A 21,541-nucleotide genomic window follows, 5' to 3' on the forward strand; every position below is an offset into this window, starting at 1 on the left:
GATTACTGGTTTACTGTAGAGTATCAAGAAGAACAAATTAATAAAATTTTTAAATCGCATTTCGCATTAAAACGATAAAGCGAAATTTATAAAATAAAATCCCCTAAAAAGAGATTCTTTTTAGGGGATTTTTTATTGTCTATGTAAATACGCAAACTACTTTTAAAATTTACAAGAGGTTTTACAATTAATCCAACAGAAAACTTACGGTTACATTGGTAATAATTTCTATTTCGCCTATTGCTAATGTTTCTCTTGGTGCTCCTACTCCATCTGCCATTGCCAACATTGCGCCTTTGTACATTGGTTGCGGATAGTAAGCTTGAGAATTATCATTGATTAAAAGCGCTTTTCCAATTTTTTGATTTAGAACAGAAACGTAATCTTCGGCTTTTTGTTTAGCATCTTTCATGGCTGCTTTTCGGGCATCAGATTGAAGTTGTTCTAATTTAGACGATTTGAATTCTACATTGTCAATTCTGTTTACACCATTATCTATTAATCCTTCTGATAATTCATCATATTTGGATAAATCTTTTAATAGAATTACGATTGTTTGATTGGCTAAATAATTATGTTTCTTTTTTTCATAATCGTAATTGGGATATAAATTTACTCGTTGAGTAAGCACATCTTCTTTTGGTAATTTCATTCTTTTTACAAATTGCAACACTTTTTCGACAGCAATGTCATTTTCTTTTTTTACATCAGCAGCTTTTGTGCCTTTGGTTTCTATTGAAACAGTTATTAAAGCTTGGTCTGGAGTTACTCTTATTTTTCCTTCGCCAGAAACTGTTACTTGTGGAATTTGTGGTTTGCACTCTTGTGCGTTCATGATGATTGTAAAAAATGTGATTAGAATTAGAATTGATTTTTTCATATTTATAAAATTTATTGGTTAAAGGTCAACTCATGGAATCGCTTTTTATATTAAATTGGAGTTTGTTTGCACAAACGATTTTTTAGTAGCGATTTCATACTAAATTTATTTTAGTTTGTATTCGTGATTTCAAAATGTGTGCCAAATTTGAATTACATATTGCGTTAAGTATAAAAAAGATTTTAACGGAAAGCCCGACCCGCGGCGGCGGGAAACGCCCCCAAAAAAAACTATAATTTTCCGAGTTTGGTCATTACAAATAGAATTACAATCGGAATTGCCAAAAGAAGCACCATTTGCGTATTATCGGTAAACATGTGTGGTTCTTTTATCAATGTTATCAAATAACCGCCGATTGCACCTCCAAAATGCGCTGTGTGACCAATGTTATCGTTCTTAGCTTTCATTCCGTAAATAGAATACAGCAAATACCCTATTCCGAAAATGTAGGCAGGAATGGGAATAGGAATAAAGAACATGTACAAACTCATATCTGGCTGAAACAAAATTGCCGAATACAAAACACCAGTTACTGCTCCAGAAGCTCCGATTGCGCGATAACTATAATCATTTTTGTGCATTAATAACGTTAGTAAACTTCCAAAAAGTAGGCTTCCGAAATAGACTAGAAGAAAATTGGCGTTTCCTAAATAACTGATAACCGTCGGCGCAAAAAAATACAAAGTCAGCATATTAAAAGCCAAATGCGCAATATCGGCGTGAAGAAAGGCAGAAGTTAGCATACGAAGTTGTTCGCCAGCACGAATACTTCCAATGTGGAATTCGTATTTTCTGAAAAAATAAATATTATCAAATCCTTTAAAACTCACTATAACGTTGGCTGCTATAATAAAAAGAAGTACTGCTGTCATAAATTAAATTGGTGTAATTAAGATTGGTAAAAATAGAAATAGTTTCTTTAGCTTTTGTTAAAATAGGCAGTCAAATTAACTTTTGCCTTATATTTGTAAAAAATAATTGATGCAATTTTTAGTTTATCTTCTTATATATCCTATTCTTTGGTGCATTTCGATGTTGCCTTTTCGTGTGCTTTATTTCGTTTCAGATATAGTATTTTATATTGTTTACTATGTAATTGGCTATCGTAAAAAAACAGTTCGTAAGAATTTAATATTAGCTTTTCCAGACAAAACTGAAGCTGAAAGATGGCAAATAGAAAAAGACTCCTACGTTCATTTGTGCGATATGTTTCTTGAAATGGCAAAAACAATGACAATTTCGAGAAAAGAAATTGATAAACGTTATAAAATTATAAATTTAGAATCGTATCTCGAATTTGAAAAAAAAGGAAAAAGCATTGCTCTTTTATGTGCGCATTATGCTAGTTATGAATGGGCCGTGTCATTAAATCATCATATCACATTTAAAGGATACGGAATTTATAAAAAATTAGCCAATTCGTATTTTGACAAATTGGTTCGTGATATTCGTTCTAGATTTAAAGCCTATTTGATTACGACCAAAGAAACCAAAACGTGTATAGAAGAAAATAGTAAAAATGGGATTTTAGGATTATATGGATTTGCCAGTGATCAAACGCCTCGTGGTTCACATAATTTGCATTGGAACTCTTTTTTAGGCATTGAAACACCAATACATATTGGTGCTGAAGTTTTAGCAAAACGATTTGATATGAATGTAGTTTTCCTAAAAACAACTAAAGTAAAAAGAGGTTATTACGAAGCAACTTTAGAATTACTATCAGACGATGTAAACTCGGTTCCTAATTATAAAATTTCGGAGGATTTTATGCGAAAAGTGGAACAACAAATATACGAAAACCCAAGTTTGTACTTATGGACGCATAAACGTTGGAAACATAAACGCGAACATTTTCAGTAGAAAGACACAAATTACACAAATTTGCACAAATTATTTTTACTTGAAATTTCACGAATTTTGGTGTGATTTATTCACATTTTGATTCTTGTTAATTTTTGCAATTCGTGTAAAATCGATTTATTTTCTAAACCAATTGGATACTAATTCTTTCTCGTAATTGGTAGCATCTTTGTGTGTAAACTCGTTATTGGCTGGATTGTAAAGGTAGTCTTTTTCCCATTCTTTGTGGTTTTCTACCAACAATTTTATGCTATCGCATACAAACTTAATTTCGCTAGATGTTGTAGTTGGATGAATTGACATTCTAATCCATCCTGGTTTTCTTATCAAATCTCCAGAAGCTATTTGACAAACCAAATCGTTTGAAGTTTCTTGGTCAACGTGAAGCAAATAATGCCCATAAGTTCCAGCGCAACTGCAACCACCGCGCGTTTGAATTCCGAATTTATCGTTTAACATTTTTACGCCTAAATTGTAGTGCAAATTGTCAATATAAAACGAAATCACTCCTAGCCTATCTTGATGTTCATTGGCTAAAATAGTCAAACCATCAACATTTCCTAGTTGATCAAAAACGTAGTCCACTATTTCGTGTTCGCGAGCTAGAATATTGTTTACACCCATTTCTTCTTTGAGCTGAATAGCTAAAGCGGTTTTGATTACTTGCAAGAATCCTGGCGTTCCACCATCTTCTCTATCTTCAATATTGTCGATGTATTTGTGTTCGCCCCAAGGATTTGTCCAACTTACAGTTCCGCCACCGGGACAATCGGGAACGTTGTTTTTGTACAAATTTTTATTAAAAACCAAAACACCCGAAGTGCCTGGTCCGCCCAAAAACTTATGTGGTGAAAAGAAAATTGCATCTAAGTAACTTTCTTTATCTTCTGGATGCATATTGATGTTGACATAAGGTCCAGAACACGCAAAATCTACAAAACAAACACCCTTATTTTGATGCATAATTTTGGCCACTTCATGATACGGTGTTCTTATACCGGTAACGTTGGAGCAAGAAGTTATAGAGGCAATTTTGAAACTTCTGTCTTTGTATTTATCCAACACTTTTTTAAATTCTTCTAAACAAAACAAACCATTTTCGTTAGCAGGAATTACTACTACATCGGCAATGGTCTCTAACCATGAGGTTTGATTAGAATGATGTTCCATGTGCGAAATAAAAACGATTGGTTTTAACTCTTTAGGTAAGTTGATATGTTCACGCATATTTTCGGGAAGTTTTAACCCCAAAATACGTTGAAACTTGTTTACAACACCCGTCATTCCGGTTCCTGTATTTATTAGAATATCGTTATTGTTGGCGTTTACATGGTGTTTTATAATGTGTTTGGCTTGGTGATACGCCATTGTCATTGCGGTACCAGAAACGGTGGTTTCGGTATGCGTGTTGGCAACAAAAGCACCAAACTCGTTCATTAGTTTTTCTTCAATTGGGCGATACAACCTACCGCTTGCAGTCCAATCGGTATAGATTATTTTTTGTTTTCCAAAAGGCGAATCAAATTGTTGGTCTATACCAATAATGTTTTTTCTAAACTTTTTAAAATACAGTTCTAATTCGGTGGTGGTTTCGGTTAGTGTCATGTTGCCTCTAAAATTATGCTCAAAGATAGGAATTTTTATTTTTTGAAAATAGTTGGTTTTGAAAACTTTGGTTTTTTTGAAAAACAAAACTTAAAAAAAACGGCTTACCAAAATTGAGTAATATAAAAAAATGAAAACGCCTATACTAAGAACTTTTATGTTATTTATCGAGTTTTTGGGGAGTTTGTAGGATTTTTTTATGAGAGTGGTGTGGGTTTTGTAGGTTTGAAAATAGTAACGAGTTAGAGATGTAAATCAGTTAGTGGCAATACGCCCACTGAACTAAAAAAACAACTAAAACAAAAAAATACGAATGTATCCGCTGCGCAAAGTCTCCTGACTTTGAGCATACAAAACAAAATGTAACATTATAAAATTTTCATACTTAAAGTCAGTTTTTAACCACCGACAGTACTAAAAAAAAATAACAATGGACGAACTACTAAAAATTTTACAAAAAGAGACAGAAGAATTAAAAAGTTCAATTGAACTGATTGAGTTACTTTCAGACCAATACAAATCTGGTAAAAGTTTATTACTTGAGCACCTTATCAAGAAATTTGTAAACGTAAAGGTTAAAATGTACCAGGAGCATCACAACCTTCCGCACGTTCATATAAACATTGGCTCAGACAATCACATTGCAAGTATTGCAATAGACAACCAAGCAATTTTAGCAGGCTCAATTGAAAAAAAGTATGAGAAAGATGTGTTAAACTGGATTGAGAAAAACAAAGAAAACCTTTTAATAGTTTGGAACAACATGCAGCAAGGAGAAGTAGTTGATTTAACCACTTTAAACAAAATGACAAGCGACCAAGCAATTGCATAACTGTAAAATGCCAAAACTAAACCTGACTTAAAAGAAATTAAGCAAGAAGAACACGAAAATATCAAAACATAATTAATGATAGCTATATAATAGCCAGCTGGTAAGAGTAGCTAAAATTGTAAAACATAACACTGAAATTCAAATGGGATTTTTTGACAACAATAAAGAATTAATTGCCAAGATCAAAGAACTTGACAAATCGTAACAAAAATTAATAGCAACATATTCTCAAAATACATCTGCAATTTCGCAATTAAAAGCTGATTTAATTGAGTCAACGAAAAGAAGTCCCGAATACGAAAAAATCGCTCAACAATCTTCAAAAAAAGCATCAGAATTCAAAAATAGAGCTGGAGAAACACTTGATGAAGTTAAAGTTATTTATAACAACTCTATAGAATTACAGAAACACATAGTTACAATTAAAAACGAAATAGAGTCTATAAAAGTCGAAATTGGTGATTCATTTGAAGGATTTAACAATGAAAACGATGAATTAACAGAAATTATTTCTACTTTAAAAGAAAGAATTAATAATATAATTCATCAAATAAATCAATTTGAGGAAACAATTACCAATCATCCTGATTTAGATAGTGAAATAATTGAGCTTGAAACATCAATAAATAAAATCAAAGAAAATGAAAGTAAGTCATCGCAGTTAATTAAGTCCATTACAAGTCGAAAGGTTGAATTAGAAACTCTATATAATGAAATTCTAGGCTATAAGGAAGAAGATGAAACAACTAATGAAATTGTAGAAGTAAATGGATTAAAGCAAGATTTGGAGGAATCTTTAAATGGATTAGAAGAACGGACAACAACTTTCAAATCAAATTTTGAAAAACTAGAATATAATACAAACAAAAATGTAAATAATCTATTAAAGGTCAATAGTGACAAAATTATCAAACAGATAGAAAATTGGGAAGATAAATATTCAAAACTTAATAAAAAAATTGAAGGATTATTGCCAAATGCTGTTACTGCTGGTCTGTCACATGCATTTTCAGAAAAGAAAAAGACTGAAGATGTTTCATATGATAAGCACAAAACGCAATTTAGTTATGGTATCGGAGGTATGATTGCGGTTTCTTTAATTCCATTTATTATTAGTGTCTTTACATTGTTGAGTGATGATTCTTTAGATGTAGTTGTAAATAGAATTCCAAAAATTGTAATTGCCATTTTACCTTTGTATATTCCCGTTTTATGGTTATCAATTTCATCTAATAAAAAAATGAATTTATCAAAAAGACTAATTGAAGAATATACTCATAAAGAAGTTTTGAGTAAAACGTATGAAGGTTTATCAAAACAAATTCAAAATCTTGAAGAAGATAATATTTCAAAAGAATTAAAAGTTAAACTACTTCAAGATTTCTTACAGATGTATTCAGAAAATCCTGGTAAATTAATTTCAGATTATAACACTACTGATCATCCAATAATGGAACTATTAGAAAATTCAAATAAATTAGAAAAAACTATTTCAAAACTAGAAAAAATTCCTGGGTTACATAAACTTGCAGATATTTTAGAAAAAAAATCAGAAAAAAAATTAGAACAAGCTACTAATATTATTGAGAGAAATTTGGATCGAGTTGTAGGTTTAAATGGTATAGAAAATAATGATGAAACAAAAACAGTATAAAAGAATACAACAACCGCAACCCCGCTGCGTATTCTATGATAAAAAACAACTAAAAAATATAAAAAAGACAATAACACTTTCGCTATTACTAACCAGCTACGCAAAGTCTCCTGACTTTGAGCAAAACAAAATGTAAGATTATAAATTATTCATATTCAAAGTATGGAGATTTTGAGTAGCGGAGAGTGTCTTCTAGACTACTTACTTGTAGTTGGTTGCGAGCTATTCCTTATATAGGTTGCATGGTTATAGATAAAAAAACTATAACTTTCTTGCAAGTATTTTAGTATATTTGTTTCAAAGATTGTGATGTTTTTTCACAGTCTGAGGTTACCAGCAATATTCCCGAAAAAAATAGTAAATAAGAAAATATGAAATTACGAATAATTTTAATTTTGACTTTAATTGCAAATTTTGGCTTTGCACAAAATTTTCACGAAAAATTTAAAAAGTCTACCGAAGAAAAAGATACAATTCAACAATTGAAAATTTTAAAAGAATGGGAATCTAAAAATTCAAATGATCCTGAACTTTATACTTCTTATTTCAATTATTATTTTGCAAAAAGTAAAACCGACTTAATCTCGATAGATAAAAACTCAAACGGAAAAGAAGGTTATCAACTAAAAGATTCGCTCGGAAATGTTGCTGGATATATTCAATCAAATAAATCGTACAATGAAAAGTATGCGAAAAAAGGAATTGAATATATTGACAAAGGAATATTGAAATTCCCTAAAAGACTCGATATGCGTTTCGGAAAAACTTATGTTTTGGGAGAAAATGAAAATTACACAGAATTTACAAAAGAAATTATCAAAACAATCGAGTATTCAAATGTCATCAAAAATGAGTGGAACTGGACAAAAGACAAAAAACTTGAAGATGCAGAAAATTTTATGTTGGGTTCAATTCAGAATTACGTAACTCAACTTTATAATACTGGAAATGATGATTTATTGGAAAATATGAAAAATATTGCCGAAACAATTTTAAAATATTATCCAAACCACATTGAAAGTTTGTCAAACATTTCTATTGTACATTTAATCCGAAAAGAATTCGACAAAGGATTGGAATATTTACAAAAAGCAGAAAAAATTAATCCAACAGATTTTGTAGTTTTGGGAAATATTGCGCAAGCGTACAAGATGAAAGACGACAAAATTAATGCAATTAAATATTATGAACTTGTGAAAAAATATGGAAACGAAGATGCTAAAGCAAATTCAGATGAAAACATTAAAAACTTGCGAAAATAATAAGTACTGCAGCCAACAGCGGTTTCTAGTAATGGCTAGGCTTGGGATTTATTAATAAAACTTCTGTGAAAATCTTTTTTCTTACAATACAACTTTCGTTTTTAAATATTTAGTAAGCTTATTGTTGTCGGTGAGCAAATTATTCCACAGCCTGAATACCCAAAACGTTTATACTATCTTTGAGTACATCAAGTAAAGTTTTTCAAAGATGGTTTTATTCTAATAGTTTACTTTTTTAATCCTACCTATAACTTTAATCAAACATAAAAAAAGTCCTAAAAAAGATTACGCTTTTTTAGGACTCTATTGTAAACTATAGTTTAAAATTAAGCTTTGTTGTGCTCTTCTTCAATTCTTTTGTGTTCAGCATCAGAAATTGTATCACACAATACTGGTGTTGCTATAAATAATGAAGAGTAAGTTCCTACCACAATACCTATTAACATAGCAAATATAAATCCTCTAATTGATTCTCCACCAAAAATAAACATGATTAACAATACTAATATTAATGTTAAAGATGTATTGATTGTTCTAGACATCGTAGAGTTAATAGATTGGTTAACTATTTGATTAAAGTTTCCTTTTGCTTTACCACCAAGGTATTCACGAACTCTATCAAATACGATTACGGTATCATTCATAGAGTAACCAATTACCGTAAGAATTGCCGCGATGAAATGTTGATCGATTTCCATACCAAATGGCATGTATTTCCATAACAATGAATAGATTCCTAATACAAAGATAACGTCATGCGCCACAGCCGCTATCGCACCAAGACTATATTGCCATTTTCTAAAACTGATAACTAAATACAAACCAACAATAAGCATTGCACCTAAAACTGCCCAGTACGAGTTTGTTTTGATATCATCTGCTACGGTTGGTCCCACTTTAGATGCTTGCAAAATACCATATTTTTTACCATCATAGCTATTTACAAATTTCTCATAGGTCATTTTATCATCAAAATGTTTTTTCAATTTTTCAAATAAAACTTTATTAACAGCTTGATCAGCTTCGCTACCAGACTCATTAACTTTATATTTTGTAGTGATTTTTAACTGATTGTCTTTACCAAAAACTTTAGCTTCAGCACTACCATCAAAAACTTTCAATAATTCTTCTCTAACTATTTCGGCAGAAACAGGTTTTTCAAAACGAACTTGGAACGTTCTACCACCAACAAAGTCAACACCTTGATTAAGTCCGTTAGTCATTAAAGAAATAACACTTACCACACAAACTAAAAGTGAGAAAGCATAAGTATATTTTTTAATACCTAAGAAATCAAAATGGAAGTTAGTAAAGAAGTTTTTAGAGAAACCTGTAGAGAAAGTCAATACATTGTTTCTTGATAAACTCCAGTCTAATAATATTCTAGAAATAAAAATAGAAGTAAATAATGAAGTGGCAATACCTATTAATAAAGTTGTTGCAAAACCTTGTATTGGTCCTGTTCCAAAAATCAACAATACAGCTCCTGTAAGAACGTGAGTTACGTTAGCATCTACAATAGATCGCATTGCACCTTTCCAACCAAAAGAAGCGTTAATGGCTTCCTCTTGAGATTTACCTTGTCGTAATTCTTCTTTTGCTCTTTCGTATATAATAATATTGGCATCAACGGCGGTTCCCATGGTTAATACGATACCTGCAATACCAGGTAAAGTAAGTACAGCACCGATACTAGCTAAAATTCCGAATAAGAATAATAAGTTTACTAAAAGTGCAATATTAGCGTACCAACCTGCTTTTCCGTAGTAAACTATCATCCAAAGTGCTACAATTAATAAACCAATTATAGCTGAATTAGTACCATTATCAATTGCTTCTTGACCTAAAGATGGCCCAACCACTTCTGATTGAACAATTTCAGCAGCAGCTGGCAATTTACCTGCTCTCAATACGTTGGCTAAATCTTTAGTTTCTGCAACATCAAAAACCCCAGAAATTTCAGATCTTCCACCAGATATTGGTCCAGAAGTTACACCTGGAGCAGAATAAACAACATCATCAAGAACAATTGCAATATTACTTTTTTGCGTATATGCTTTTCCGGTTAATTCTTCCCAAGCTCTTGCTCCTGCACCACTCATTTGCATAGAAACAGCTGGTTTTCCTGATTGGTCGAAAGTGTCAGATGCATCTGTTACAACGCCACCACTCATAGCAGCTTGGTTGTTTTTATTTCCTTTTAAAGCATAAAACTCAACCGTTTCAGTACCTTTTTTAGTTTTTTCGTCAATAGTGATTGTTGGTTTACCCCAAACAAATTTTGCAAAACGTAAGTCAGCTGGTAAAAGTGCTTTGATATTTGGTCTTTTTAAGTAACCATTAATTGCAGCAGTATCTTTAGGTTCAACTAAAGCTAAAACTGGTCCACCACCAGGTTGAAAAAATTTGCTTACTAATGGTCCTAAATCTTTAGTGTCAGTAGCTTTAGCCGTATCTTTTGATTTATCAGTCAATAAAGCTGTAAGTGAATCATTAGTTTTAACAACTTCTTTAGTAGTAACCGCTTTTTCGGTAGCTTTTAAAGCCTCGTTAGCTTGCATTAAGAAACCACCAACCTCATCAATTTTGTAGGTTTCCCAAAACTCTAATTGAGCGGTACTTTGCAATAATTTTTTGATACGATCAACGTCTTTAGCGCCTGGAAGTTCAACTAAGATTCTTCCTGATTCACCAATTTTTTGAATATTAGGTTGCGTTACTCCAAATTTATCGATACGTTTTCTTAATACTTCAAAAGCCGATTGAACTGATTCATCAACTTTACGTCTAACCACTTTTTTAACTTCATCATCAGACATTTTAAAGTTAACTTCGTCACCAATGATTTTGTTAGAAAAGACTTCAGGTGAAGCTAATTTAATAGTCCCAGCAGAAGCTGTTTCAAATTCTCTAAAGAAAACATCTAGATAATCCTCGTTACCTTGTCTATTTTTTGTTGCTTCAGTTAAAGCTTTGTTGAAAACTGGGTTTTTAGAATTGTTAGCTAAACCAGCAACGATATCTTTGATAGATATTTGAAGTTGAACATTGATACCACCTTCAAGGTCAAGACCTTTGTTGATTTTTTTATCTTTTACTTCATTGTAAGTAAAACTTGTAAAACCCATATTGAAAACTTTTTCTTTTCCAATAGAATCTAAATATTTTACTTCTTTTTCTGAATCTCCTTTGGCGAAAGCCTTTGCATCGCTCTCAACACTTTGAGATACGAATGTGAAAGAAAGTTGGTAAATACTTACCAATGCAAATAAAATTGCGAAAAATTTAACTAGTCCTCTATTCTGCATTATTCTAAAAATTAATTAATTCTGTTTGATTTTGGTTGTTATACGCTTGATTTTAAGAAAACAAAAACCGACTTAAAAAATAAATCTCAAGTGGCTCTGCTATTTAAAACGTGCAAATATATAATTCTGATAAAGATTAACCAATTATTTATTGATTAATATTAAAAAAAAGACTGCATTAGTTGCAGTCTTCTTTTTAAAATTAAAAAAATTTATGCTAAAACCGATTTTAAATCAGCGTTCATGTTACGAACAGCATCAGCGCTTTTCGCAAATTTTTCTTTTTCATTATCGTTAAGTTGGATATCAAGTATTTGTTCAATACCATTTTTACCAATAATACAAGGAACTCCAATACAAATATCAGATTGTCCATATTCACCTTCTAAGAAAACAGAACATGCAATCATTTTCTTTTGATCGTTCAAAATACTATCAACTAAATAAGCAACCGATGCTCCTGGTGCATACCAAGCAGAAGTGCCTAATAATCCTGTAAGTGTTGCGCCACCAACCATTGTATCAGCGGCAACTTTTTCTAATGCTTCTTGAGATAAAAATTCAGAAACGGGAATACCATTGTATGAGGCTAATCTTGTTAGAGGAATCATAGTTGTATCTCCATGACCACCAATAACCATAGCAGAAACATCATTAGCAGGCTTATCTAATGCTTTAGATAAATAATATTTAAAACGTGAACTATCTAAAGCGCCACCCATTCCGATGATTCTATTTTTAGGAAGTCCTGTAGCCTTTAAAGTTAAGTAAGTCATTGTATCCATAGGATTTGACACTACAACTATAATTGTGTTTGGAGAAAATTTTAAGATGTTATCTGCAACTGTTTTTACAATTCCTGCATTGATTCCAATTAATTCTTCACGTGTCATACCTGGTTTTCTTGGAATTCCAGAAGTAATTACAACAACATCACTATTGGCTGTTTTTGAATAATCGTTAGTAACGCCTGAAATTTGGGTGTTAAAACCGGTGTTTGTAGCGCATTGCATTAAGTCCATTGCCTTACCTTCGGCAAAACCTTCTTTAATGTCTAATAATACTACTTCACTAGCAATTCCTCTATAGGAAATAACATCTGCACATGAAGCTCCTACGTTTCCTGCGCCAACAATTGTAACTTTCATTTTTTTTTATTTTTATATTTATGTTAGAATTTTATACTACTAATTTATTTTGTAATGTACTGCAAAGTTAGTGTTTACAAATTTATTATAGGTAATTGCTGATTGAAAATTAAATCGATTCCAACTGTAAGTTACCGATGCTTCAAAGATACTGTTAATTTTAGTTTTATAAATAGCTTTTAGTCTTTCGTTAAAATAATCTTGCGGTCCTAAACCTTCAATTTTTATAATTCCTTCGGCTGTTCCTTTATCTCCAGAAAAATTATATTTAAAATTACTTACATTAACTATTGAACCAAGCATAAACTCAAAATTCTTATATTCTTTTGAAATATTGGTTTGAAATTGCCACGTATTAACATTTCCATTGATTCTATTAATTCCAAGCGTTCCCAAATTGGTTTGAATATCGAGAAAATCAAAGCTAATATTTTCGACAGAATTAGTTAGAGTAACGGCTAAATTTATTTTGTTTTTTTCAAGTGATTTAATATACTGGCTCAAACTGTGTTTTACTCCAAAACCATAAACTTGATATTCCCCTTTTTTTATTTTAGTCTTAGGGGCAAATTTTCCAATAAGTTCCGTTCCATAACCTATACATATTGAGCCTGAAAGATGAGAATAGAAAATTTTTTCTTCATTAATTCCTCTTGGAGTTTCAATTGGATAATTAGGGTTTATTATTCCATATTTGTCAATTATATAAACTTGTGTACTTCCTCCCAGTGCTGTTGGAATTGATGCAGATTCTGCACCTTGAATTTGTAGAAAAGTGAAGTCAGAATTTTTTAGTATAAATTCCCTATCTTTATTTGGAACAAAAAATACATTGGCATGAACACCAAAACTTGCTTCCCATCGCTTTCTTTTTTTGGCAGAATAAACCCAACCACCAGAAGATTGATAAACAGCCGCATCTGTTGCAGGAGTAATAAATCTATCGGCATAATATACAGCATCGATAAAAAACTCATCTAAATGATCAAAAACAGCTGGATCAAAGGTTTGTGAGTAGCTTAGATTAAAAATAAAAAAGAGGAAACCAAAAATTTTGTTCTTCATGAATAAAAAAATCCAATTGACTATAAAGTCAATTGGATATTTAAGTGTTAAGCATCGATATTTGCATATACTGCGTTCTTCTCAATAAATTCTCTACGTGGCGGTACTTCGTCACCCATAAGCATTGAGAAAACTCTATCAGCTTCTGATAAACTATCAATAGTAACTTGTCGAAGTGTTCTAAAACTAGGATCCATTGTAGTTTCCCATAATTGCTCTGCGTTCATCTCTCCAAGACCTTTGTAACGTTGAATAGCAGCACTTCCGCCCATTCTTTCGTTTGCTTGATCACGCTGAACATCATTCCAAGCATATTCTTTTTTAGTACCTTTTTTAACTAAATATAGAGGTGGCGCTGCAATATATACGTGTCCGCCTTCTATTAATTCTCTCATGAATCGGAAGAAGAATGTTAGGATTAAGGTAGCAATGTGACTACCATCAACATCGGCATCACACATGATGATCACTTTATGGTAGCGTAATTTTTCTAAATTTAATGCTTTACTATCTTCGGCAGTTCCTATTGTTACACCTAATGCAGTGAAAATATTACGGATTTCTTCGTTTTCAAAAACTTTGTGGTGCATTGCTTTTTCAACATTCAAAATCTTTCCACGTAATGGCATGATGGCTTGAAAGTTTCTGTCACGACCTTGTTTAGCTGTACCACCAGCCGAATCTCCCTCTACAAGGTAAACTTCGCATTTAGCTGGATCTTGTTCGGAGCAATCTGATAATTTTCCTGGTAGTCCGCCACCGCCCATAACGGTTTTACGCTGTACCATTTCACGTGCTTTTTTAGCAGCATGACGAGCTTGAGCGGCCAAAATTACTTTTTGAACAATTATACGTGCATCATTTGGGTTTTCTTCCAAATAATTTTCAATCATTTCAGAAACAGCTTGACTTACCGGAGAAACAACTTCTCTGTTTCCAAGTTTAGTTTTAGTTTGACCTTCAAATTGTGGTTCGGCAACTTTTACAGAAATAATAGCTGTTAAACCTTCACGGAAGTCATCTCCAGTAATCTCGAACTTTAATTTGTCCAACATTCCAGAAGCATCTGCATATTTCTTTAGCGAACGAGTTAATCCAGTTCTAAAACCTTGTAAGTGCGTTCCACCTTCGTGAGTATTAATATTATTTACATAAGAAAAAATATTTTCGCTATAACTTGTATTGTAAATAAGAGCAACCTCAACTGGAATTTCACCTTTTTCATTATCCATGCTAATTACATGCGAAATGATAGGCTCACGGTTTCCATCTAAGTAGCGGATGTATTCTTTAAGACCTTCATCTGAATGAAAAACTTCTTGTAAAAATTCACCTTTTTCATCTACTTGACGTTTGTCTGTAAATGTGATAGTAATTCCTTTGTTAAGGAAAGACAATTCACGCATACGAGCCGATAGGGTTTCAAAAGAAAATTCGGTTGTTTGAGTAAAAATAATATCATCTGGATAAAACGTTTGCATTGTACCACGCTTGGTAGTTTCGCCAACTTGTTTTACAGGATATAAAGATTTGCCTCTTTCGTATTCTTGCTCATAGATTTTTCCGTCTCTAAAAACGGTCGATTTCATCTGTTTAGAAAGTGCGTTTACTACAGAAACCCCAACACCGTGAAGTCCTCCAGAAACTTTATAGGAATCTTTATCAAATTTTCCTCCAGCACCAATTTTGGTCATTACAACCTCAAGTGCAGATACACCTTCTTTTTTGTGCATGTCAACTGGAATACCACGACCGTTGTCTTCGACAGTTACAGAACCGTCTTCATTTATTGCCACGCCAATTGTATCACAATGTCCACCCATTGCCTCATCGATAGAGTTATCGACAACTTCATATACTAAATGGTGCAAACCTCTTACACCTACATCTCCAATATACATGGAAGGTCGCATTCTTACGTGCTCCATTCCTTCTAATGCCTGAATGCTATCTGCTGAATAATTATTCTTCTTAATTTCGTCGCTCATATTAATTTATTCTATAAAAAATATATTTTTTTGTATAACACGCAAATATATAAAATAGAGAATGATTTTAAAGCGATATTAGACGTTTTAAAGATATAAGTTATTAACATTTATATTTGAAAACTATTTTGTGTTTTATTTTCAAAAAAAGTAAGCAAAAAACATTATTTCAAACATGCTTTGTGAAATTAAATTTGAATTGAAATTCAAGAAGATACTCAGAAAATAGTCATATACTACTAAAAAAAACGCCCACCGAAGCGAGCGTCTTTCATCACAAACAATCTATAAAACAAACTAAAAAAATTAAATACTAACTGTGGCTTTTGCAATTTCTGTATCCGCTTGAACGTGTGCAGCATTTGCTCTACCACTAGGGTCTTGGTTTTCTTGCCATTTTGGAATCCACTTGCGAACTGTTTGAGCTGCGCTTACTTGTGGGTAAAATTTATGAAAAATGGTTCTATAATAATAAGCTTCTTTAGTTGACGGGGTGTTGTAAGGAAACAATTCTGTTGCCAAATCCATTTGCTCATCAGTAACTTGTGAAGAGCAGAAATCTATTAGTGTATCAACCCAACTATACCCAACTCCGTCAGAAAATTGTTCTTTTTGACGCCATAAAACTTCAGTTGGCAAATAGGGATTTTCTGGAGTATCGAATGCTTTTCTTAAAATATATTTTTCTATATCATCATGCGTTTTTGGCTGTTTTTCTTCACCATTGATAAGCATTGCAGTATCTAAAAATGCTTTGTCTAAAAATGGAACTCGAACTTCTAAACCATTAGCCATAGTTGACTTGTCAGCACGAAGTAAATCGGCTGTGAACAATTTTTGAACTCTCTCAATAGTTTCTTTTTGGAAATCGATAGTAGATGGAGCATTACGGAAGTAAAGATAACCTCCGAAAATTTCGTCTGCTCCTTCGCCAGAAAGCACTACTTTTACACCCAAATCTGTAATCGCTTTTGATAAGAAATACATTGGCGTACTTGCTCTAATAGAAGTAACATCATATGTTTCTAGATGCCAAATTAATTTATCTAAAATAGCAATCCCTTGTTCTATTGTAAAATGAACTTCGTGGTGTTTTGTTCCTAAAAAATCGGCCACTTTTCTTGCTGCTTTTGCATCTGGTGAATCGGCATCTAATCCTATAGAGAATGAGTGCAACTCTTTTTCTTTTAATAATCTAGCAGCTATAGAAGATATTAATGACGAATCTAATCCGCCAGACAATAAAACACCAATTGGGACATCGGTCATTAAACGTTTGCGAGTTGCTTCTGTTAGTTTTTCTCTAATTAAAGACAAATCGAGTTCTTTATTAGCTTTTGTAAAATCTTCGTATTCTGGTTTATAATATTTAACAAAACCTGTTGAAGGAGTATAATAATGTCCGGGAGGAAATGTTGCAAAGGTTTTGCATTGATCGGTAATAGGTTTCATTTCGGAAGCAAAATACATTCTGCCTCTTTCGTCCACACCATAATATAAAGGTTTAACACCAAGCGGATCTCGACCAGCAATATAATCATCGCCATCGATTACAACAAAAGCGAAATCGCCATCTAACCTATCTACAAAATCATATCCAAATTTTTCATACAAATGAACAATAACTTCAGAATCTGATTTGGTACGGAAAGTATGGTCTTTTAGAATTCCTTGACGAAGTTCTTGATGGTTGTAAATTTCACCGTTGTGAATCATCCAAGCTGTTGATGAACCTTGTATAGGTTGTCTGCCTGTATGTAAATCGATAATAGATAAACGTTCGTGACTTAAAATATGTCCGTTTCTGGATATATGCGTATCACTTTCATCTGGACCTCGATGTGACATCCTTTTTGAAAGTTGTTTTACTATTTTTTCGTCTTTTCCTTTTCCAATGATTGCTAAAATACCGCACATGATCTTTTCGTTTTATTTATTTGATGAAGCAAAATTGAAGTATTACATCAATAATTAAAACTAAAAAACATTATTTGATTTAAAATTTAAACTAAAAAAATATTTTTACAGCAAATATGTAAATTTAAAAGTGAGAAAAATTGCTTTTTGATTGAGATTTGTAAAAAAAGGTGTCGAAATTGAATTAAAAAACCTCCAAAATAGTATAATTTGTTCCATTAACTTGAAAAGAATGGCCTGAACTATTTCCGAGTAACTGAATTCCGAGTGGTGATTGAGGTGAGATTCCGAAAATAGATTGGTTGTTGAAAGTTATTTTGGGCAAAGCAGTTGCTATATAAACTGTTAGATTATTGGTAACTACCAAACTTCCTAGAGCTGCTTTAGTGTGGGTTTGAGTTACGTCAATTTTGTCAAGAATGGCTTTTTGGCTGATATATTCTTGAATTTTGTGGTTGAGTTTTTCTTGTTCAAGATGCATCATTGATAAAGCCGTTTCGTGTTTGTCGCCAGCTGAACCTTTGGCATCGTTTTTAGAATCTTCGGTTAAGGCAGCAATCATATCTTTGAAAATATCGATTTTGTCTTGAACCATTGTTGCATATTGGTTATGTATTGGTTGTTTTGAAATCATAATGTTTACAGATGCGTTAGGGATTACTTCACTTAGCAAATATTTTTTAAAGGTGTTCAGTGAACTGCGTTTGCAGCGGCATCTTTTTTCTTTAAAAAGAAAAAGATATAGCGGAAAGCCCGACCGAAGGGAACGCCCAAAAAAATAGTATTAATATATTTTTATGCAAATTACCACAATTTTTTATGTAATTTGTAACATAAATTAACTTTTGGTTACTAATGATGACATGAGCGCCAATTTAGAAAAATCTTTTATACAGCAACTGCGTGATAATCAGAATATAATTCACAAGATTTGTAAGTTATATACATCTGATGCTGACTCGCATAAAGATTTATTTCAGGAAATTACTATTCAGTTATGGAAAGCGTTTCCAAAGTTTAGAGGTGAAGCCAAATTTTCTACTTGGGCTTATCGAGTTGCCTTAAATACGGCTATTACTTTATATAGAAAAAGCACTCGAAGTATTCAGACAACTTCTTCAGAAAAGTTAAATTTTTTTATTAGTCAGGAAGAATACAATACTGAAGAAGAAGAACAATTAAAATTGATGTACAAAGCGGTTTATAAGCTAAATGATATTGAAAAAGCATTGGTTTTCATGTATTTAGAAGATAAAGATTATACCGAAATAGCTACAACTTTGGGGATTTCTGAAGTAAATGCACGAGTGAAAATGAATAGAATAAAAGGGAAATTAAAAAAAATATTAAATCCGTAGAGAAAAATGGAAGAGTTGGATTTACTAAAAAAAGATTGGAAAAAGAGTGAAAATTCTTTTGAGCAATTGTCGGAAAAAGACATATACAAGATGATTCACCAAAAGTCATCATCGGTTGTAAAATGGATTTTGATTATAAGTCTAATTGAATTATCAATTGGGATTTTACTGAATGTATTGTCGCTTGAGAGTGATTTTTTTAATAAAATTGATGCTAAAGGCTATACAATATACATTGAAGTATTGACAATTGTAAATTATGCTGTTATATTGTTTTTTGTTTATAAGTTTTTTAAAAATTACAAGACAATTTCATCGACAGATTCTACAAAAAAATTGATGGATGACATTATTTCGACACGAAAAACCGTTCAATATTATATTTGGTATAACTTGATAATGATTGCAATTTCTGCTTTTTTGGGTTCGTATGTGGCTCTATCAATAACTGAAGAAACAAAAGATATTGCTTTAGATTCATCTTTTAGATTCATCTTTTATTTGACATGTATATTGGTAGTTGGTATTTTGGTATTCCTATTTTGGTTGTTTTACATATTATTATATGGTAGATTATTAAAAAAATTATTTAACAATTACAACGAACTTAAAAAAATAGATTTATAAAAAAGGCTTACTGAAATTAGGCCACATCCAAAAGTTTAGACCATTTTATAATTACCATTTTATAATCGCACTAGCCCAAGTAAAACCACTACCAAATGCTGCTAGAACAACTGTATCGCCCGATTTTATTTTACCTTGTTCCCAAGCATCAGTCAAAGCTATTGGAATAGAAGCTGCTGTTGTATTTCCGTATTGTTGAATATTGTTGAAAACTTGATCATCTGTTAATCCAAATTTCTTTTGGATAAACTGCGAAATTCTCAAATTGGCTTGATGCGGAATCAACATATCTATATCTGAAACTTGTAAATTATTGGCTTGTAAACCCTCGTTAATTACTTCGCTAAAACGAACAACTGCATTTTTAAAAACAAATTGCCCATTCATGTATGGAAAATAACTTTCATCGTCAGGATTGTTTTCTGCAAGAATATCGGTTACCCAGCGTCCGCCCATTCCTGGTGCTAAAACAGCTAATTCTTTGGCATGCTCACCTTCAGAATGCAAATGAGTTGAAAGAACACCTTTAGTTAAATCTTTTTCTCTTGTCAAAACTGCTGCTCCTGCTCCATCTCCAAAAATTACTGAAACACCTCGGCCTCTATCAGTCATATCAAGTCCTAATGATTGTACTTCTGAACCAACAATAAGGATGTTTTTATACATTCCAGTTTTTATATATTGGTCTGCAATTGAAAGCGCATATACAAATCCTGAACATTGGTTTCTAATATCGAGCGCTCCAACAGTTCGCATTCCGAGTTGTTGTTGTAAAGCTACACCTGGACCCGGAAAATAATAATCGGGAGAAATAGTTGCAAAAACTATAAAATCAATATCATTGCTAGTCAAACCTGAACGTTCAATGGCAATTTTGGCAGCCTTAACACCCATAGAGGTTGTAGTGTCTTGCCCTTTTATAATATGACGTCGTTCTCGAATTCCAGTTCGTTCCTGAATCCACTCATCGTTGGTATCCATTATTTTTGACAAATCGTCGTTGGTAACTATATTTTCTGGCACATAAAATCCTAGTCCAGCTATTTTTGAGTTGTACATAAATTTATATTTTAAATAAAATTAGTGATTTTGATTTAGTATATCATCAATTACTTCTAAAAAAATTATTGTGTTTGGTTCAATTTTGTGATTTGAGTTAAAAAAAATTGTGGAATTTTCTGATTTTGATTCAATTAGATAATGACTTCCTCTATAATATGAATTTTGAATTTTTACTTTCAAATTTGATTTTTGAACCACTCTCAACTGATTTGGATAAACAAATTTGTTTTTGTCGTTAATAGTGATTTCGTTTACATCTCCAAAAAGTGATGCTGTATATTTAGAATTTGGATTGTTGTAAATAGAATTTGGAGTACCTTTTTCTATAATTTCTCCCCTTTTCATTACCAAAACTTCATCTGCAAAAGACAAGACATCGGTGCTATCATGAGTTGCAATTAGTGTTGTAATTTCTTTTTCTTTCAAGTAAGAAAACAACTTTCTTCGTAAACTATTTTTTCTAAAATTGTCAATATGACTGAATGGTTCATCTAGTAATAAAACTTCAGGTTCTAATGCCAAAACTCTAGCAATTGCGACTCTTTGCATTTGTCCACCGCTAAGATTTTTTGCTTTAACTGATGCATATTGAGTCATTTCTACAACTTCCAAAAGTTCATTAATTCTGGCTTTTTTGATTTCAGGATAAATATTAGAAAGATACTTTCCAACGTTTTCAGCAACCGTTATGTAGGGCATTAAATCAAAATCCTGCGCTAAATATTTCATAAAATCCATTCCCGGAATCAGGTTGATTTTAGGTCCAAAAACTTCTATTTTATCCCAAAAAATTTGGCCTTCCTCTAAATCATGCAAACCATAAATTAGTTTGAGTAACGTGCTTTTTCCACAACCACTTTCTCCAATAATACAAATAAAACTCGCTTTTGAAAGTGAAAAACTCACATTGTTAATAGCAATAGTTTTATTATAAGAAAAGACAATATTGTTAACTTGAAGCATATTAAAACC

The 21,541-nt window shown here is 32.0% G+C and carries 17 protein-coding genes; 6 read left to right on the top strand and 11 right to left on the bottom strand.

The genetic code is table 11. The annotated features are described in order from the left end of the window. Positions 1–187: 187 nt before the first annotated feature. Both ACIQ66_RS09475 and ACIQ66_RS09480 read right to left on the bottom strand, forming a co-directional pair. Positions 188–880, bottom strand: a complete 693-nt coding sequence (locus tag ACIQ66_RS09475; protein WP_396212561.1) for an SIMPL domain-containing protein — start codon at positions 878–880, stop codon at positions 188–190. Positions 881–1,110: 230 nt separating this feature from the next. Then, positions 1,111–1,752 (bottom strand): rhomboid family intramembrane serine protease, encoded by a 642-nt coding sequence (locus ACIQ66_RS09480; protein ID WP_396212562.1) that lies wholly within the window; start codon positions 1,750–1,752, stop codon positions 1,111–1,113. 109 nt (positions 1,753–1,861) lie between these two features. On the opposite strand from ACIQ66_RS09480, the gene ACIQ66_RS09485 reads away from it, so the two are divergent. Next, complete coding sequence (locus ACIQ66_RS09485; protein ID WP_396212563.1) at positions 1,862–2,743, top strand: lysophospholipid acyltransferase family protein; 882 nt, start codon at positions 1,862–1,864, stop codon at positions 2,741–2,743. A gap of 117 nt (positions 2,744–2,860) precedes the next feature. Here the strand turns inward: ACIQ66_RS09485 and ACIQ66_RS09490 are convergent, their stop codons facing one another. Beyond that, positions 2,861–4,348, bottom strand: a complete 1,488-nt coding sequence (locus ACIQ66_RS09490) for an aminotransferase class V-fold PLP-dependent enzyme (RefSeq protein ID WP_396212564.1) — start codon at positions 4,346–4,348, stop codon at positions 2,861–2,863. Positions 4,349–4,778: 430 nt separating this feature from the next. On the opposite strand from ACIQ66_RS09490, the gene ACIQ66_RS09495 reads away from it, so the two are divergent. The 3 genes from ACIQ66_RS09495 to ACIQ66_RS09505 all read left to right on the top strand — a co-directional run bounded on the left by ACIQ66_RS09495 (position 4,779) and on the right by ACIQ66_RS09505 (position 8,096). Continuing rightward, positions 4,779–5,180, top strand: coding sequence for a DUF4160 domain-containing protein (locus ACIQ66_RS09495; protein ID WP_396212565.1), 402 nt, complete (start codon positions 4,779–4,781; stop codon positions 5,178–5,180). A 784-nt stretch (positions 5,181–5,964) separates the two neighbouring features. After that, positions 5,965–6,834, top strand: a complete 870-nt coding sequence (locus ACIQ66_RS09500; RefSeq protein ID WP_396212566.1) for a hypothetical protein — start codon at positions 5,965–5,967, stop codon at positions 6,832–6,834. Between the two features lie 371 nt (positions 6,835–7,205). Then, positions 7,206–8,096, top strand: coding sequence for a tetratricopeptide repeat protein (locus tag ACIQ66_RS09505; protein ID WP_396212567.1), 891 nt, complete (start codon positions 7,206–7,208; stop codon positions 8,094–8,096). A gap of 326 nt (positions 8,097–8,422) precedes the next feature. Here ACIQ66_RS09505 and secDF read toward each other — a convergent pair whose 3' ends face one another. From secDF to ACIQ66_RS09535, 6 genes are all read right to left on the bottom strand, one after another. Continuing rightward, entirely contained in the window at positions 8,423–11,404 is a 2,982-nt protein-coding gene (gene secDF, locus ACIQ66_RS09510; RefSeq protein ID WP_396212568.1) for a protein translocase subunit SecDF, read from the bottom strand. Positions 11,405–11,616: 212 nt separating this feature from the next. Then, positions 11,617–12,552: a malate dehydrogenase gene (locus ACIQ66_RS09515; RefSeq protein WP_396212569.1), complete on the bottom strand. Its 936-nt coding sequence runs from the start codon at positions 12,550–12,552 to the stop codon at positions 11,617–11,619. Between the two features lie 39 nt (positions 12,553–12,591). Next, complete coding sequence (locus ACIQ66_RS09520; protein ID WP_396212570.1) at positions 12,592–13,617, bottom strand: DUF6588 family protein; 1,026 nt, start codon at positions 13,615–13,617, stop codon at positions 12,592–12,594. 47 nt (positions 13,618–13,664) lie between these two features. Next, on the bottom strand, positions 13,665–15,605 hold the full coding sequence (gene gyrB / locus ACIQ66_RS09525; protein WP_396212571.1) for a DNA topoisomerase (ATP-hydrolyzing) subunit B: 1,941 nt from the start codon (positions 15,603–15,605) through the stop codon (positions 13,665–13,667). Positions 15,606–15,911: 306 nt separating this feature from the next. Next, on the bottom strand, positions 15,912–17,522 hold the full coding sequence (asnB, locus tag ACIQ66_RS09530; protein WP_396212572.1) for an asparagine synthase B: 1,611 nt from the start codon (positions 17,520–17,522) through the stop codon (positions 15,912–15,914). Between the two features lie 184 nt (positions 17,523–17,706). Continuing rightward, complete coding sequence (locus tag ACIQ66_RS09535) at positions 17,707–18,195, bottom strand: hypothetical protein (protein WP_396212573.1); 489 nt, start codon at positions 18,193–18,195, stop codon at positions 17,707–17,709. 190 nt (positions 18,196–18,385) lie between these two features. Here ACIQ66_RS09535 and ACIQ66_RS09540 point away from each other — a divergent pair, with 190 nt between their 5' ends. Together ACIQ66_RS09540 and ACIQ66_RS09545 are read left to right on the top strand one after the other, a co-directional pair. Further along, a complete protein-coding gene (locus ACIQ66_RS09540; RefSeq protein ID WP_396212574.1) occupies positions 18,386–18,880 on the top strand; it encodes an RNA polymerase sigma factor in 495 nt (164 codons plus the stop codon). Positions 18,881–18,886: 6 nt separating this feature from the next. Next, positions 18,887–19,507, top strand: a complete 621-nt coding sequence (locus tag ACIQ66_RS09545; protein ID WP_396212575.1) for a hypothetical protein — start codon at positions 18,887–18,889, stop codon at positions 19,505–19,507. A gap of 51 nt (positions 19,508–19,558) precedes the next feature. On the opposite strand, the gene ACIQ66_RS09550 is transcribed toward ACIQ66_RS09545, so the two are convergent. Further along, positions 19,559–20,566 (bottom strand): 3-oxoacyl-ACP synthase III family protein, encoded by a 1,008-nt coding sequence (locus ACIQ66_RS09550; protein ID WP_396212576.1) that lies wholly within the window; start codon positions 20,564–20,566, stop codon positions 19,559–19,561. Positions 20,567–20,587: 21 nt separating this feature from the next. Then, positions 20,588–21,532 carry an ABC transporter ATP-binding protein gene (locus tag ACIQ66_RS09555; protein ID WP_396212577.1) on the bottom strand — a complete coding sequence of 315 codons (945 nt, stop codon included), beginning with the start codon at positions 21,530–21,532 and terminating at the stop codon, positions 20,588–20,590. Positions 21,533–21,541: the final 9 nt, after the last annotated feature.

This window comes from Flavobacterium sp., from assembly GCF_044377315.1.
In the GTDB taxonomy this organism is placed as follows: domain Bacteria; phylum Bacteroidota; class Bacteroidia; order Flavobacteriales; family Flavobacteriaceae; genus Flavobacterium.